Source organism: Mesorhizobium sp. C372A, assembly GCF_030323245.1.
In the GTDB taxonomy this organism is placed as follows: Bacteria; Pseudomonadota; Alphaproteobacteria; order Rhizobiales; family Rhizobiaceae; genus Mesorhizobium.
In genome coordinates this window covers 5,353,210-5,367,290 of sequence record NZ_CP100475.1, presented here as the reverse complement: position 1 = coordinate 5,367,290, position 14,081 = coordinate 5,353,210, and the positions used below count along the sequence as shown (strand labels likewise).

At 61.1% G+C, this 14,081-nt stretch carries 16 protein-coding genes; 5 read left to right on the top strand and 11 right to left on the bottom strand.

The annotated features are described in order from the left end of the window. Positions 1 to 20 precede the first annotated feature (20 nt). The 5 genes from NLY42_RS25825 to NLY42_RS25805 form a co-directional block, all read right to left on the bottom strand. Positions 21 to 215 (bottom strand): hypothetical protein, encoded by a 195-nt coding sequence (locus NLY42_RS25825; RefSeq protein WP_023697737.1) that lies wholly within the window; start codon positions 213 to 215, stop codon positions 21 to 23. 570 nt (positions 216 to 785) lie between these two features. Then, positions 786 to 1,256 carry a GFA family protein gene (locus tag NLY42_RS25820; protein ID WP_023756418.1) on the bottom strand — a complete coding sequence of 157 codons (471 nt, stop codon included), beginning with the start codon at positions 1,254 to 1,256 and terminating at the stop codon, positions 786 to 788. 161 nt (positions 1,257 to 1,417) lie between these two features. Beyond that, positions 1,418 to 1,711 carry a hypothetical protein gene (locus NLY42_RS25815; RefSeq protein ID WP_023755887.1) on the bottom strand — a complete coding sequence of 98 codons (294 nt, stop codon included), beginning with the start codon at positions 1,709 to 1,711 and terminating at the stop codon, positions 1,418 to 1,420. A 13-nt stretch (positions 1,712 to 1,724) separates the two neighbouring features. After that, a complete protein-coding gene (locus tag NLY42_RS25810) occupies positions 1,725 to 1,892 on the bottom strand; it encodes a Thivi_2564 family membrane protein (protein WP_023755888.1) in 168 nt (55 codons plus the stop codon). A gap of 770 nt (positions 1,893 to 2,662) precedes the next feature. After that, on the bottom strand, positions 2,663 to 2,989 hold the full coding sequence (locus NLY42_RS25805; RefSeq protein WP_023727873.1) for a hypothetical protein: 327 nt from the start codon (positions 2,987 to 2,989) through the stop codon (positions 2,663 to 2,665). Positions 2,990 to 3,262: 273 nt separating this feature from the next. On the opposite strand from NLY42_RS25805, the gene NLY42_RS25800 reads away from it, so the two are divergent. Both NLY42_RS25800 and NLY42_RS25795 read left to right on the top strand, forming a co-directional pair. Then, entirely contained in the window at positions 3,263 to 3,499 is a 237-nt protein-coding gene (locus tag NLY42_RS25800; protein WP_023671471.1) for a hypothetical protein, read from the top strand. 767 nt (positions 3,500 to 4,266) lie between these two features. After that, positions 4,267 to 5,493: an anion transporter gene (locus NLY42_RS25795; RefSeq protein ID WP_023756417.1), complete on the top strand. Its 1,227-nt coding sequence runs from the start codon at positions 4,267 to 4,269 to the stop codon at positions 5,491 to 5,493. Between the two features lie 98 nt (positions 5,494 to 5,591). Here NLY42_RS25795 and NLY42_RS25790 read toward each other — a convergent pair whose 3' ends face one another. Further along, positions 5,592 to 6,182 (bottom strand): TetR/AcrR family transcriptional regulator, encoded by a 591-nt coding sequence (locus tag NLY42_RS25790; protein WP_023739191.1) that lies wholly within the window; start codon positions 6,180 to 6,182, stop codon positions 5,592 to 5,594. Positions 6,183 to 6,263: 81 nt separating this feature from the next. Between NLY42_RS25790 and NLY42_RS25785 the strand changes: the two genes are divergently transcribed. Beyond that, positions 6,264 to 7,088 carry a crotonase/enoyl-CoA hydratase family protein gene (locus NLY42_RS25785; RefSeq protein WP_023756415.1) on the top strand — a complete coding sequence of 275 codons (825 nt, stop codon included), beginning with the start codon at positions 6,264 to 6,266 and terminating at the stop codon, positions 7,086 to 7,088. Between the two features lie 35 nt (positions 7,089 to 7,123). On the opposite strand, the gene NLY42_RS25780 is transcribed toward NLY42_RS25785, so the two are convergent. The 5 genes from NLY42_RS25780 to NLY42_RS25760 all read right to left on the bottom strand — a co-directional run bounded on the left by NLY42_RS25780 (position 7,124) and on the right by NLY42_RS25760 (position 11,341). Next, entirely contained in the window at positions 7,124 to 7,435 is a 312-nt protein-coding gene (locus tag NLY42_RS25780; RefSeq protein WP_023755891.1) for a cupredoxin domain-containing protein, read from the bottom strand. A 10-nt stretch (positions 7,436 to 7,445) separates the two neighbouring features. Continuing rightward, the gene (locus tag NLY42_RS25775) at positions 7,446 to 7,970 is read right to left on the bottom strand and encodes a DUF4142 domain-containing protein (protein WP_023755892.1); all 525 of its coding nucleotides are present in this window, start codon (positions 7,968 to 7,970) and stop codon (positions 7,446 to 7,448) included. 115 nt (positions 7,971 to 8,085) lie between these two features. Next, positions 8,086 to 8,754, bottom strand: a complete 669-nt coding sequence (locus tag NLY42_RS25770; RefSeq protein ID WP_023756414.1) for an RNA polymerase sigma factor — start codon at positions 8,752 to 8,754, stop codon at positions 8,086 to 8,088. 103 nt (positions 8,755 to 8,857) lie between these two features. Next, positions 8,858 to 9,946 carry an HPP family protein gene (locus tag NLY42_RS25765; protein ID WP_023755894.1) on the bottom strand — a complete coding sequence of 363 codons (1,089 nt, stop codon included), beginning with the start codon at positions 9,944 to 9,946 and terminating at the stop codon, positions 8,858 to 8,860. Between the two features lie 225 nt (positions 9,947 to 10,171). Next, on the bottom strand, positions 10,172 to 11,341 hold the full coding sequence (locus tag NLY42_RS25760) for a cystathionine beta-lyase (RefSeq protein ID WP_023755895.1): 1,170 nt from the start codon (positions 11,339 to 11,341) through the stop codon (positions 10,172 to 10,174). A gap of 459 nt (positions 11,342 to 11,800) precedes the next feature. Here NLY42_RS25760 and NLY42_RS25755 point away from each other — a divergent pair, with 459 nt between their 5' ends. Then, on the top strand, positions 11,801 to 12,829 hold the full coding sequence (locus NLY42_RS25755; RefSeq protein ID WP_023671480.1) for an amino acid ABC transporter substrate-binding protein: 1,029 nt from the start codon (positions 11,801 to 11,803) through the stop codon (positions 12,827 to 12,829). A gap of 62 nt (positions 12,830 to 12,891) precedes the next feature. Continuing rightward, positions 12,892 to 14,079 (top strand): amino acid ABC transporter permease, encoded by a 1,188-nt coding sequence (locus NLY42_RS25750; protein ID WP_023671481.1) that lies wholly within the window; start codon positions 12,892 to 12,894, stop codon positions 14,077 to 14,079. Positions 14,080 to 14,081 lie beyond the last annotated feature (2 nt).

The following is a 14,081-nucleotide window of genomic DNA, read 5'->3' as shown; positions in this document are numbered from 1 at the left end:
CAACCATCGCCGCGTTTCGGTTACCCCATGGCCCTGCGGCTTTCGGGCTCGTGATTGCCGACCCAATGTGCACGGATGCGGTCGCTGACTTCAAGGTAGGCCATGTCGATGAGATAAGTCAGAAGCTTCTCGCCGTCGGCTTCGGCTTTCTGCCTAAGCTCCCGCAGTATCCCTTGCGCGAACTGCAGGTTCTCCATTTTGCTCGGCTGGTCCATCGGTGCCCCCCAACGTCTGCGTATGAACTTTGCGCTGGCTATGCTTGCATGAAGATTGCCGTGAAGTGGATATTGCACGTGCGGACCGCGATCCTGCGAAGGCGCTGGCTGCATGACAGCCGCCCCATCCGGCTTCAAGATTCGCTACACTATGTGACGGAAACAAAATAAACAAAGCGTTCTTTTGTACGAGTCAGGAAGGTTCCTCCAGTTCACACCACGAGATACTTGGGCAGCGTAGTTGACGTAACGATATTGCGTGGTCTTAAGCTCTCGTTTCCAAACAAATGTAGCATCCTTGCAACCACAAGACGAATTCCAGCTGACCGGGCCGCTCCGTAGTCAATCGCCGGTTACAAACGGCACCGGGTCTCAGCCCAGCGCTTTGGCCAACCCGTCGTTCCACGGCAGCGCAGGCCGGACGATCTACCGCCCGCCTTGGCTTGACGCCAAGGCGGGCTTTTTTGCGTTTGGCTTCTACCGGGTGAAATGTTGTCGGACCCGGTCCTGTCGGCATCGGGCGGTTTCGAGAATGAATTTCCTGCCAGCCGGCTGTCTGCGCCGCTCGCGCTAGGCCGACTTGCGTTGCGGCAAGCTTGACGCCGTCTCGACACCGTCAGAAATCGGTCCGGCTGTCCGGTTTGTCGGCTCGTCATCGACCCGGTCGTGCTCGAATTGCCGGGCGGCAGGCAAGCGTTGCAACCAGTGCTCACGGCGATTGACCCAGAGTTCATAGCTGGGCTCCAGCCCTTCGGTGGGCACCTCATCGAGGCTGCCAATCGTCACTTCCACCTCATTCTCACGAACCAAAGGGACCCGGCCGCCGCAGGTGGGACAAAAACTTCTGTCGCCGTAGCTGCTGACGATACCCGTCGTTTCGAACGCCTCGAGCGGCCACACTGCAAACGCCGAAAAAGCCGACCCGCTAGCCTTGCGGCAGTCCTTGCAATGGCAAAGGCCAATCCGAAAGGGATCTCCCGTCACCGAAAACTGGATGCCGCCGCACAGGCAGCTGCCGCTCCGCCTTGTATCATTGGGCATGACCGCTCCTCCATCTGGTTGGGCATCACACCACTACATCTTGCAGCGCCATGCGCACAATCAATTCACCCGCAGCGCAAGGGTTCCATGTCGCCTCGCGCAAAGCATCGTCTGAACCCGGGAGCGCCATGGCAACGACCGCCGCAAGGCTGCTGGATGTGTCAGTTCGGGAAATCGAACACCGGTTCCCGGCACCAATAGACACGGCACTGGCGATCACGTGTCGGAACGGAGGCAGCGACCGGCACCTCCGGCCAGTCGCACTCGTTGCCGTATTGGCGGACATAGCGATCGTAAGTATTCCGGCCGGTCGTCAACACCGCCGAGTGATGGCTCTGGATCAGGCGCTGCGTCTCCTCGCAGCTCATCGAACGCGTGTCGGGTCGGGCGTAGGCCGTGCTTGTTGCTGCAAACAACGCCGTTCCAATGATCCATGCGATTGTTTGGGATGTCATGGCGATCCTTATCCTAAAATACGGCCAGGTATTTCAACAGCGAAATGATGCCGATAATGAGGACAACGATCTGCGCGATCTGCCTCGTGCGGCCATCGAGCGGCAGACGCTGGATGAGATAGAGCACCAGGACGATCACCAGGAAAGTGATCAGAATGCCGATAAGTACCGATGAAGCCATGTCCCTCACTCCGTCTGGCTACGTCTGAGAAGAGTACGCAGCGGCAAACGCTCTGGCCCTTGATTGGTTCCTGTCGATGCGAAGCCATCGGCGCAGCGTGAAGGCCGCGAAACAACGTTCCGCAGCCTTTGAAGCTGGATGCCGATCAGGGCCTGTTTGCCGCAATGGTTGTCGTTTGCCATCGGCGACACAGTCCCAGGCAACTTGTTGCTGGCGTCAGGCGGGGCTAACGGGAGAACCGCCTCGGGTTGACGAGCTTCCGACAAAGACGGCCTGAGTTGCGCTTCGTTGTCGACATTTGCGCGAGCCCTGAGATCCGGCGCCGCCCGGCGGGTGATCGCCTTTTCGCAGGAGAACAATTGCCGTCCCAAGGGGACGACGGGAACCGAAACCTCGCACGTGCATCTCAGCTACCGCGGAACGGGCAAATCGAGCAGGTGGGGAATTTGGGGTAGGGAAATACGTCATCCAACATGCGGGGATTGGAATCCCAGGTGTCGGGCCCGCCAGTTTGTTGGGAGCGTTGCCCGTTGCAGCCTACACCATCGACACACGGGGCCGCATCACGTTCTACAACGAGGCCGCCGAATGAGTGGGACGACGCGCCGCGGTTTTGGCTCCGTCGTCCTCCAGCGGGTTGCGCCACAAGCGCTTAGCGGCACCGGACAACTGGAATTTGGGGACAAGGCGTCGTCTGGACGCTCCAGGCGCCGCCGAGTTCGGTCCAAATCTCTCTCGCGGATTTTGTCGATTGAAAGAGAGGGTCGCGCTTAGGACAATCCCAGCAGGGGAGCGGTTTGGCCGCCTGTGGTGTCGGAATTGCCGATGCCAGACAGTTCGTGCTTATCGTCGGCAAGCGAAGTCAATCTCCCCGCCTCGACGGAGGTCAGTCCGTCCAATTCCATCACCGCGCCGTAGAGTTGGGCCGTCTGCATCACAAGCCGCTCGACGTCTTCAAGGGCGACGTTCTCGTCCAGGTTACGCAATCGTATGTCCTCGGCAACCACCGCAATATTGACCATTCCGCGCGAGCGCAGCGCGCCCAGGACCCGTGAATTGAGATCCTCCCGTAGCCGAGCCGAATATCCGTAGCGCATGGAAACCTTCCTTTCAGGAGCCGGTTGTCCCGTCGTGATCAAGATGCGCCAACGACCTTCAGATGGCAAGAAGAATATAAAATATTCTCAAGTAAATCAAGTAGTTAGCAGACTGCGAGGGTTGTGCTATCGGCGTGTCTTCCTCATCGTTGGTCTTGTATGTGAGTCACCCATCAGCCTCTCTTGACGCGCTGCACGGGGACCCCTAGCTATACTGCAATTGAGACACATACTAACTCACCATATTTTTGGTCTTGACGGTTGGAGGCGCGAATGGCCGAGCTGGAACGACCCGAGCGACTGCAGATCATGCTGACAGCCGAGGAATTGGCTGCCTTGGAAAACTGGCGCTTCGAAAAGCGCATGCCAAGCCGGTCCGCGGCAGTGCGGGAACTGCTGCGGCGCGGCCTGGATGCGGATGGATTCCTGACTGCGGGACAAGGAACTAAGTCTCAGGACTTTGGAATTCTGGGCAGCAGTGTGACTGGCGACGGCCAGTCGGGCGAGTAATCCGACGGCGGTTAGCCAACAATCGCTTTTTCTGGAAGTGCCGCTACCAATTTATTGCAGTGGCGGAAACGCAAAGCGGGTCGGCTCTCGGCAGGGTACTGGTCTCAGCAGGGTACTCTTGGCGTATTGTTGCAAAGCCCGCTCCGGTTCGCCGGAGCGGGCTTTTTGCGTTTTCCGAACAGGAAATGGTCGCGATCGCTTTCAGATACGCTCAAGGTTCTCTTCGCACTCCATGCACGTGACGCTGTGACCGGGGCACCTGAGCCGGTGTGTTCCTCCAGGGCAGCAATGGCCGTTCGAGCTCGCCCACCGGGCACAGACAAACACCTTGCGGGTTCCGTGGCATTGTGGACATTCTATCGGACGCGCCAGCAGAGCCTCGTTCTCCGAGACACGGCATTCCCTCTCAAGAACCTGGACCATCTGAAACCCCAAGGCCGAAATACGGCTAAGCTATCCATACCCGGAAAGCCTAAATTAGAATTTAATCACATAGATCACGAGCCTTCCGAGGGGGAAGTTTCGCGGATGGCGATCTCAGGCCACCGGCAGTCCGCCGCGCGTGTCTCGTTCCCAATTTCGGCCGTCTCAAAGTCAAGCTCCGGTTGCTCCCGGCATCGGTCGACCCGCGATTTTGCCCACCGATTTTCGCATTCGGATCGTTATAGGCTTTCGCTTTGCTGGAGCGGCGTTAAAGCTGCCCGGCAAATGCCTGGGCGGGAACAGTCCGTTCCTGCGTCGGTTCGTTTGGACAAGGATGTCTGCCAATGACATTGATGGGCGCAGCGGCACTTTTGATCCTTGTCCTGACTTATGCCGGCGTCGCAATCGGGCGTATTCCAGGCCTCCGTCTCGACCGGGCAGGGATCGCCTTGCTGGGGGGGGCGGCGATGATCGCCATCGGCGCACTCAGTATGGAAGATGCCTATCGCGCCATCAATTTCGACACCATTACGCTGCTGCTCGGCATGATGATCGTGGTGGCGCATCTGAAGGTGTCGGGCGCCTTCCGGGCGCTTGGCGCCTACGCTATCGAGCATGCGCACGCGCCTTTCGTGCTGCTGGTGATGGTGACGCTGTTGACCGGCGTGTTGTCGGCGTTCCTGGTCAACGACGCCATCTGCCTGGTCATGGCGCCGATCGTCGTCCACGTCACCCGTGTCATCAATCGCAATCCCATTCCCTATCTGATCGCCACCGCCACCGCGTCCAACTGCGGCAGCGTCGCCACCATCACCGGCAACCCGCAGAACATGGTCATCGGCGCGCTGTCGGGAATTTCCTACCCAGCCTTTTCGGCCGCCCTGGCGCCGGTTGCCCTCTTCGGCCTCGTCGCGGTCATCGTCATCGTGCGCATCGTCTACCGCGCCGAATTCGCCCGCACCGCCGATCTCAACCCGGAGGTCTATCGCGGCCGCATGCTGCCGGGACAGGTGCTGAAGGCGGTGGTTGTCTGCATCGGCCTGGCCATCGCCTTCTTCGCCGGCGTTCCGGTTGCCAAGGCAGCGCTCATCGGCGGCGCCATCCTGTTGCTCACCCGCGCCATCAAGCCGGCACGCATCTACCGCGAGATCGACGGCCCGCTGCTGTTCATGTTCGCCGGCCTGTTCATCGTTGTCGCCGGCGCCGAAAAGACGCTGCTGACGCCCGACATCATCGCCTCGGCCAAGAACCTCGGGCTGGACGACGTCTGGCGGCTATCGGGCTTCACCGCGGTGCTCTCCAACATCATGAGCAATGTTCCGGCCGTGCTGGCGCTGCGGCCATTCGTACCCGGCCTTGAAAACCCCGGGCGTGCCTGGCTGGTGGTGGCGATGAGCTCGACGCTGGCCGGCAACTTCACCTTGCTTGGCTCAGTCGCCAACCTGATCGTCGCCGAACAGGCGCGGGCGGCCGGCACGCAGCTGTCCTTCTCAGCCTTCTTCAAGGTCGGCCTGCCACTGACGCTGCTGACCCTTGCCGTCGGGACGGCATGGCTGGCGGCTGGATTCTAGAGCAATTTCAGGAAAAAGTGTGAAGCGGTTTTCCGTCCGGATTGCGTCAAAACAAAGAGATAGAGTGTTTCGCCGTCTCCATTAGACGGTGAAACGCTCTAGCGGATAGTCGCCGATCCTAACCTTGCCCGAACCAGCGTTGCAGCGGCATGTCCGGCCGCCTCGACATAGTCGGGGTTGCGGTGGATCAGCATGATCGAGAACGCGCCGTCCATCAAAAGCACGATTTCGCGCGCCAGGGTCCGCGGCTCGTCGACGCCGTGGCCTGAGAGTTCGCCGGCCAACCAGGTCTCGAAATTCTGCTTATGCCGCGCCCCCGCTTTAACGGCGGGGTGTCCGGGCATGGAAGCGAGTTCGGCTGCCGTGCGCAGGAAGCCGCAGCCTCTCCATTTCGGGTGCTTCGCCACGCGCGCCAGATTGGTGAAAATCGCCTCGACCTTGCGCTCGACATCGCCTTCGGCCATCTCGAACCAGCCGGCCATCTGCTTGAGGTTCGGCTGGTCGCGACCGTCGAGATAGGCCGCGATCAAATCGTCCTTGCTCTTGAAATGATAGTAGAGCGTGCGCTTGGTCAGCCCGGCTTTTTCCGCCACTGCATCGACGCTGACGCGGCCGATCCCCTCGGCATAGAACAGCTTCGTTGCGGCATCGACAATGCGTTTGCGGGTAGGGCTCGGTGCTTCGCTCATACGCAAGTATACCGACCAGTGAATATACATACAACCGAAAGCCTGATCCTCTCCGTCGACAAACACACGGAAGGAAAAGACATGACCGAGCTTGTGCTCACCGAGGCCCGCAACGGGATCGCCATCCTCACACTTAATCGGCCGGAAAAGCTCAACGCCTTGAACTATGCGCTGATTGATCGCCTGCTTGCGCTCCTCGATGCCGCCGAGACCGACGGTGCCATCCGCGCCGTCATCCTCACTGGAGCAGGAGAGCGCGCCTTCTCCGCCGGCGGCGACATCCATGAATTCTCAGGCAGCGTGGCCCTCGGCGTCGACGTTGCCCTGCGCGACTTCGTCATGCGCGGACAGCGGCTGACGGCAAGGCTGGAGGCATTCCGCAAGCCCGTCATCGCCGCCGTCAACGGCATCGCCTTCGGCGGCGGCTGCGAGATCACCGAAGCCGTGCCGCTCGCTATCGCCAGCGACCGCGCCTTGTTCGCCAAGCCTGAGATCAACCTTGCAATGCCGCCTACTTTCGGCGGCACGCAGCGGCTTCCGAGACTGGCAGGGCGCAAGAGGGCGCTCGAGCTGCTGTTGACCGGCGATTGGTTCCCGCCGCCGCGCGCCGTCGAACTCGGCCTCGTCAACCAGGTGGTGCCGCATGAGGAGCTGATGCCCGCCGCAATTGATCTTGCCCGGCGCATGACCAGACATTCTCCTGCAGCAATTGCCTCGATCCTCACAGCAGTGGCGCGCGGCCTGAGCCAGAGCATCGCGGAAGGCTTGGCTGTCGAGGCCGAGCAGTTCGCCCGCATGGCTCCGACCGCTGATCTGCGCGAAGGGCTGGATGCCTGGATCGCACGGCGCCAGCCGGGCTGTGACGGCTCGTGGACGCACATCACCCGGCCGGATGAAGCCAGGTGAGCCTCAACGCAGCAGGACGGGCTTGCGGACCTGGATCAAGGCGCCGTCACGGCCAGATGACCTTTCATGTTGGGGTGGAAGCGGCAGAAATATTCGACCGCTTCCGCCTTCCGCAGGGTCAGGCTCGCTGTTGTCTTCGGCGGGATCATCACTTCCCAGCCACCCTTGACGGTAGCCGTATGTGCGAACACGTCCTTGTTCACCCACTTGATCGTGTCGCCGACCTTCGCGTCGACGGTGGCCGGCGAAAAGATAAGTTTGTCGATGGTGACCTGGATGGTTTCGGCCTGCACGGGTGAGGTCCCGAAGACCAGCGCCAGTGCAATCCATAGCAGCCGTTTCGACATAGCCTGGTCCTTACTTCAGCATACCTGCAACATGCTCGGCGTGCTGTTCATGGCCCCGGAAAATCTTCAGGCCGGTCTGCAGCAGGCTCTTCAACTCGGCATTGCTGGCCGATGGGATCAAAAGGGTTTCAAGCGCGCCGTCGACCTGTTTGTGGTAGGCGATCTCGTTGTCGACATAGGCTTTGTCAAAGGCTGCGCCGTCGAGTTTGGCGAGCTTCGCCCGCTCCTCGGCCGCAGCCTTGGTCAGCGCCTGGCTGGTTGCGTTGTCTTCCGGCGTCACCTTCAGCTTCTTTACCAGTTCCAGTGCCTGCGCGTTGACCGCTTCGTGGTCGCGCACCATGTCGTTGGCGAAATCCACGACCTCCTTGGTCTTCGATTTCTTGATCGCCTGCTTGGCGGCTTCCACATCGATGACGCCTGCCGTGTAGGCGATGTGGGCGATCTGCGGGTCCGTCGGCTTGTCGGCGGCTTGCGCGAGCGGGGCAGCGCCAAGCAGCAGCAAGGCAGCGAGGGCGGCGGTGTGTCGGGTAAGCATGGCATCTCCTTCGCCCGGACGCAGGATCGCGCCGGGCCGTGTTTTTCAGTTGACGCTCATTGGATGCGCAGCGGCGGCAAACGTTCCCGGGGAAATCGGCCAAATCAGCCGATGATCAGCTCTCCAGGCCGAGCCGCTGCATGACGGCGCTGGTCAGCCTGTCGCAGCGCCGGCCGGCAAACGGGAAGGCGTCGAGCAGCACCGGCCCGATCTGGTCGTCGAGTGCCTTGCGTACCAGGGCGCGGGCGCGGTGTAGCCTTGTCTTGATGGTTTCCGGCCGCACGCCAAGCAGCTCGGCGGTCTCCTCGATACTGAGCCCCTCGATAACCCGCGCCACGAACACCGTCCGATAAACATCGGGTAGGCTGTCGGTCGCCCGTTCCACCAACTCGAGGATCTGCCGCTGCGCCATCGTCCGCTCCGGGTCGTCGCTGGGATTGAGGGGGAACTGGATGATTTCGGCTTGCGGGTTTTTCGCCACCGTCCGCCGCCTTTTGCGCAGACGACCGAGCGCCTCGTTGATGACGATGCGCGACAGCCAGGTGGCCAATGAGGACTCCCCGCGAAAGGCATCGAGATGGGCAAAGGCTCTGACATAGGCCTCCTGGACGATGTCCTCGGCTTCGGCATCGTTGCGCACCACCCCGCGAGCGATGCGATAGAGCCGCTGATTATGGGTCTTCATGATGATGCGGAAGGCGTTGCCTTCGCGTGCCAGCGCGCGGCGCACGAGAAGCATCTCGCTTGAAGCAGCCGTGGGCATTGGTACAGACATAGCAGGCATGGCCAGTTCCTCGATCCAATCCCCGTCCGAAACCTCGATCAAGACATTGGATGACATCGCCGGCAAAAGGTTCCCGGCCATTTTCGCCCGGCTCCGACGGCGCCTAGAATACTGCTTCCGCCAGCGGCTTGTCAGCAGCCTGCGCTCGTGCCGTTGCCGCAAGCAGGTCGGTCTGCGTGATCAGGCCAAGGATGCGGCTGTCCCCGTCCACGATGATGACTGCATGGGTGCGGCCGTCGGTGAGCACCGGTAGCAGGGCCATGGCGGGCGTACCGGCGGCGGCGGTCGACGCTGTCGACGTAACGCTTCCGACGGCTTCGTCGGCTCGCGCCAATTCCCTCAATCCAACGGTGCCGACCAGTCTGGCGTCCTTGTCTACAACCGGCAGCGTGCGGATATTGTGGTCGAGCAGCAGATGACGCGCCCGATCGGCGGACGCGTGTTCATCGACCGAAATCACGTCGCACGACATGATGTCCTCGCACAACATGGTTCGGTGTGCGCGCATCGTCGCTTGCAGTTCGACCTGTCGCAGCAGTTGTTCGAGATCGTTGCGGTCGATGTCGAAGGTCTCGTCGAGCGCAGCCAGCGCGGCATCGATGTCCTCGGCCCGGAAGCCGATGCGCTCCTGAGCCGGCGGATCGATGGTTCCGTGCGTGCTTTTCGGGGCAGGGGCCGGCACATGCGGGTAGCTGCGTCGCGACAGCCTGTGGAAAGCATAGCCGAGCGCGACCAGCATCATGGAGTTCAGCGCCACCGGCACGAACGGAAACAGGAAGCCGGCACCGATCACGGCCGGCCCGCCGAGCACGGCGGTCAGTGCGGCGGCTCCGCCCGGCGGATGCAGGCAGCGTGAGAACGACATGGCGGCGATCGCCATCGCCACGGCAATGCCCGTGGCGAGAACGGGCTGATGGACGAAATGGGCCACGATCACGCCGACCAGCGCCGATATTGTATTGCCGCCGATGATCGACCATGGCTGCGCCAGCGGGCTTGCAGGCACCGCGAACAGCAGCACCGCCGACGCCCCCATCGGCGCCACCAGCAGCGGCACATGCGGGCCATTGCCAAGCACCAGCGCGCCGATCGCGCCGGTCAGCGCAATGCCGATCATCGCCCCGATGCAGGCGATGAGGCGCTCGCGCAGCGTCGCGCCGGCGAGAATGGAGATAAAGAGACGAAAGGCCATGGCAAGCTCAGTCCGGCTGGAATTGTGCGCGCAGCGCCTGCAATGGCGTTGGACCGACGATTTTGAAAGTCAAACCGATCCGAAAAAGCGCGCATTGGGGAAATAACATTGCGCTTGGTTGACCGATGAGCGGCTTTGCGACGTCGATCGCCTGCGAAAGTCGCTCGCCAATCCTTTCAACGGGTTGGGCGGACCAGCGGAATCAGCTTCGCAAGTTTGCTGGTGTCATGCCGCAGCGGCCGCTTCCAGCCCGCGCAGGATATCGGCCTTGAGGTCCTCGACATCCTCGAGCCCGATCTGCAGCCGGATCAGCGGGCCGTCATAGGGGCCCTTGGCAACGGTACGGTCGCCAAGGAAGACCGGCACGGCAAGGCTCTCATAGCCGCCCCAGGAATAGCCGAGACCGAAAATTTTCAACGCATCGAGGAAGGCATGCTGCTGTCTCTGGCCGCCGCCTTTGAGCACGATGGAAAAGATGCCGCTCGAGCCGGAAAAATCACGCTTCCACACCGCGTGGTCGGGGTGGCTGGGAAGCGCCGGGTGCAGCACGCGGGCCACGCCGGGCTGGCCTTCAAGCCATGTGGCAATCGAAAGCGCGCTCTTTTGATGGTGATCCAGCCGAACGCCCATCGTGCGCAGGCCGCGCAGGACTTGGTAGACGTCGTCGGGGCCGGCGCAGCAGCCCATCGTGTAGAACGTCTCGCAAAGCTGCTTCCAGCAGTTGGCATTGGCAGACACTGTGCCCAGCAGCACGTCCGAATGCCCGGCCGGATATTTCGTCGCCGCATGGATCGAGATATCGACGCCGTGGTCGAGCGGACGGAAATAGAGCGGCGTTGCCCAGGTGTTGTCCATCATGACGATGGCGCCCGTTTCATGCGCCGCCTTGGCGATCGCCGGAACGTCCTGCACCTCGAAGGTGTTGGAGGCCGGTGATTCCGTAAACACGACTTTGGTGTTCGGCTTGATCACGCTGGCGATGCCGGCGCCGGCATGCGGATCGTAATACTCGACCTCGACACCCAGCCGCTTCAGCATCGTGTCGGCGAAATTGCGGGTCGGATGGTAGACGGAATCGACAATCAGGATGTGATCGCCTGCCGAGAGAAACGCCAGCAACGGGACGGTCACCGCCGCCAGGCCCGACGGCACGATTATTGTGCCGGCGGAGCCTTCCAGCGCGTCGATCGCATGCGCCAACGCATCGGTGGTCGGCGTGCCGCGTGTGCCATAGGTGTATTTCTGGCTGCGCGCCGCCATCGCCGACGCATTGGGATAGAGCACGGTCGAGGCATGCACGATCGGCGGATTGACGAAGCCGAAATAGTCGTGCGGATTGTTGCCCGAATGGGCAAGCCGCGTGTTGATACCCATTTCGTTGCCGTCAGTCGCCATTGCTCTACGCCTTGTGGTGAAAGCGCTAGCCATAGAGCGGCGGCATTGGCCGTGCAACAGCGGGCGCCCGCCACGCGGTGCCCTTTGCATAGGCCAATTCCCCTATGAATAGTCTGGAACGCGTGGCAATCCAGAGCCGCGGATTTCATGGGTGGATGTGGATTAGCGTCGACGGACTTTGCCGTTTTTGTTTGCGGGGCTTGCTGCTTTCCTGAGGGTGTTGTCCGCAATTCAGGCATTTGCGGCAATTGGTTTTCAAAGCTGTCGTGAAACGGTCATTTCCCTTGACCTCACAGAGATAATCGCCTTCGATGCAGTTCGTGAATGGGAGGGGCCGGGCGTCGGTTACGACGCGAGGTTCCGGGAATGAGCCGGATGGGAGCCGGGTTCACGCGGGAAAAGATCAGGATTTGCCTGAGGATCAGGGTTTACCTGAAAACAGAAAAGGGTCTGTGGGTTATGAAACATATTGCAATTGGCATTCTCGGTGCCGCTGCGCTTGGATGGATGGCTTCGGCCGCGTCGGCGACAACGCTCGATACCGTCAAGGCGAAGGGCTTCATCCAGTGCGGTGTCTCGACGGGCCTGGCCGGCTTCTCGGCGCCTGACGACAAAGGCGATTGGAAAGGCATCGACGCGGATTTCTGCCGCGCTGTCGCTGGCGCAGTCTTCGGCGATGCCTCCAAGGTCAAGTTCACGCCGCTCAGCGCCAAGGAGCGCTTCACCGCGTTGCAGTCGGGCGAGATCGATCTCCTGTCGCGCAACACCACATGGACCATCAATCGCGATACCGCGCTTGGCCTGAACTTCATCGGCGTCACCTATTATGACGGCCAGGGTTTCATGATCAACGCCAAGAAACTGCCTGGCGTCAATTCGGCGCTGCAGCTTTCAGGTGCGGCAGTCTGCGTGCAGAGCGGCACTACCACCGAGCTCAACCTCGCCGATTACTTCAAGGCGAACAAGATGGAGTACAACCCGGTCGTCTTCGAAAAGCTGGAAGAGGTCAACGCTGCCTATGACGCCGGCCGCTGCGACGTCTACACCACCGACCAATCCGGCCTCTATGGCATCCGCCTGACGCTGAGTGCGCCGGCCGACCATGTCGTGCTGCCCGAGATCATCTCCAAAGAGCCGCTCGGCCCCGCCGTACGCCAGGGGGACGACCAGTGGTACCACATCGTCAAGTGGACCTACTTCGCCCTGTTGCAGGCAGAGGAACTGGGCATCACCCAGGCCAATGTCGAAGAGATGAAGACCTCGGATAATCCGGAGATCAAGCGCGTGCTCGGTCAGGAAGCCGAAACCAAGATCGGAACCGACCTTGGCGTGAGCAATGACTGGGTCGTCAACATCGTCAAGGCAGTCGGCAATTACGGTGAGATGTTCGAGCGCAATGTCGGCACCGGCAGCCCGCTGAAGATCGCGCGCGGCATCAATGCGCTGTGGACCAAGGGCGGCCTGCAATACGCACCGCCGATCCGCTGATCGAAATGTGATCCGGAAGGCAGATCATCTGCCTTCCGGTTTCTCTTTCCAGGGGATGAGCAATGGCATCGCAGGAAGTTCTTCGCGAGGAGCCGAGCCGCGGTTCCTTCATCAACGATCCGAAAGTCCGCGGGTTTTTCTTCCAGGCGGTGGTTGTCATCTTGCTGGTGGCGGGCGTCTGGTGGATCGTCCACAACGTCATCGTCAACCTGCAGCGCCTGCATATTACTTCCGGTTTTGGCTTCCTGAACAACCGAGCAGGCTTTGACATTCCAGTCAGGCCCATCGCTTATGATTCTGATTCGACCTATGGCCAGGCCATTGTCGTCGGGCTTATCAACACCATTATCGTCGCCGTTGCCGGCATTATCACCGCGACCATCATTGGCTTCATTGTCGGCGTCGGCCGGTTATCGCGCAACTGGCTGGTTCGCAAGATTTGCACGGTCTATGTCGAGGTGTTCCGCAACATTCCGCCCCTGCTGGTGATCTTCTTCTGGTATTCAGGCGTGCTCGCGGTACTGCCGGCGCCTCGCGACAGTTTCAATTTGCCGTTCGGCTCTTTCCTCAACCAACGCGGATTCTATTTTCCGCGCGCTATCTGGGGCGACGGCTCCTGGCTGATGTTTGTCGCCTTGCTTGTCGGCATCGCCATGGCTTTTTTTGTCGCGCGCACGGCACGCCAGCGGCAAATGGCAACCGGCCAGCAGTTTCCCGTATTCTGGACTTCGGCGGCGCTGATCGTCGGCCTTCCGCTCCTGGCCTATGCGCTGAGCGGCTTTCCCTTGAGCTTCGACTTTCCAAAGCAATCGACCTTCAACCTGACCGGAGGCTTTCAGATCGGGCCGGAGTTCCTGTCTCTCTATTTGGCGCTGTCCTGTTACACGGCCTCCTTCATCGCCGAGATCGTGCGCGCCGGCATTCTCGGCGTCAGCAAGGGTCAGACCGAAGCGGCTGGCGCCCTGGGGCTGCGGCCGGGATCTATCCTGCGGCTTGTCGTCGTTCCCCAAGCCATGCGGATCGTCATCCCGCCGCTGACCAGCCAGTATCTCAACCTGACAAAGAACTCGTCGCTGGCCATTGCCATCGGTTACCCCGACCTGACGGCGATCGCCGGCACAGTGCTGAATCAGACCGGTCAAGCGGTCGAGGGTGTGCTGATCATGATGGTCGTCTATCTCATCATCAGCCTGGTGACGTCGGCGGTGATGAATGTGGTCAACGCCAGGATGGCGCTGGTGGAGAGGTAAGA

Coding starts and splice junctions, on each gene's coding strand:
- NLY42_RS25820 (WP_023756418.1), bottom strand. CDS start 1,256: ATGCCCAATGATACAAGGCGGAGCGGCAGCTGCCTGTGCGGCGGCATC.
- NLY42_RS25805 (WP_023727873.1), bottom strand. CDS start 2,989: ATGCGCTACGGATATTCGGCTCGGCTACGGGAGGATCTCAATTCACGG.
- NLY42_RS25815 (WP_023755887.1), bottom strand. CDS start 1,711: ATGACATCCCAAACAATCGCATGGATCATTGGAACGGCGTTGTTTGCA.
- NLY42_RS25765 (WP_023755894.1), bottom strand. CDS start 9,946: ATGGCCTTTCGTCTCTTTATCTCCATTCTCGCCGGCGCGACGCTGCGC.
- NLY42_RS25790 (WP_023739191.1), bottom strand. CDS start 6,182: ATGAGCGAAGCACCGAGCCCTACCCGCAAACGCATTGTCGATGCCGCA.
- NLY42_RS25780 (WP_023755891.1), bottom strand. CDS start 7,435: ATGTCGAAACGGCTGCTATGGATTGCACTGGCGCTGGTCTTCGGGACC.
- NLY42_RS25825 (WP_023697737.1), bottom strand. CDS start 215: ATGGACCAGCCGAGCAAAATGGAGAACCTGCAGTTCGCGCAAGGGATA.
- NLY42_RS25785 (WP_023756415.1), top strand. CDS start 6,264: ATGACCGAGCTTGTGCTCACCGAGGCCCGCAACGGGATCGCCATCCTC.
- NLY42_RS25770 (WP_023756414.1), bottom strand. CDS start 8,754: ATGCCTGCTATGTCTGTACCAATGCCCACGGCTGCTTCAAGCGAGATG.
- NLY42_RS25795 (WP_023756417.1), top strand. CDS start 4,267: ATGACATTGATGGGCGCAGCGGCACTTTTGATCCTTGTCCTGACTTAT.
- NLY42_RS25760 (WP_023755895.1), bottom strand. CDS start 11,341: ATGGCGACTGACGGCAACGAAATGGGTATCAACACGCGGCTTGCCCAT.
- NLY42_RS25755 (WP_023671480.1), top strand. CDS start 11,801: ATGAAACATATTGCAATTGGCATTCTCGGTGCCGCTGCGCTTGGATGG.
- NLY42_RS25810 (WP_023755888.1), bottom strand. CDS start 1,892: ATGGCTTCATCGGTACTTATCGGCATTCTGATCACTTTCCTGGTGATC.
- NLY42_RS25775 (WP_023755892.1), bottom strand. CDS start 7,970: ATGCTTACCCGACACACCGCCGCCCTCGCTGCCTTGCTGCTGCTTGGC.
- NLY42_RS25750 (WP_023671481.1), top strand. CDS start 12,892: ATGGCATCGCAGGAAGTTCTTCGCGAGGAGCCGAGCCGCGGTTCCTTC.
- NLY42_RS25800 (WP_023671471.1), top strand. CDS start 3,263: ATGGCCGAGCTGGAACGACCCGAGCGACTGCAGATCATGCTGACAGCC.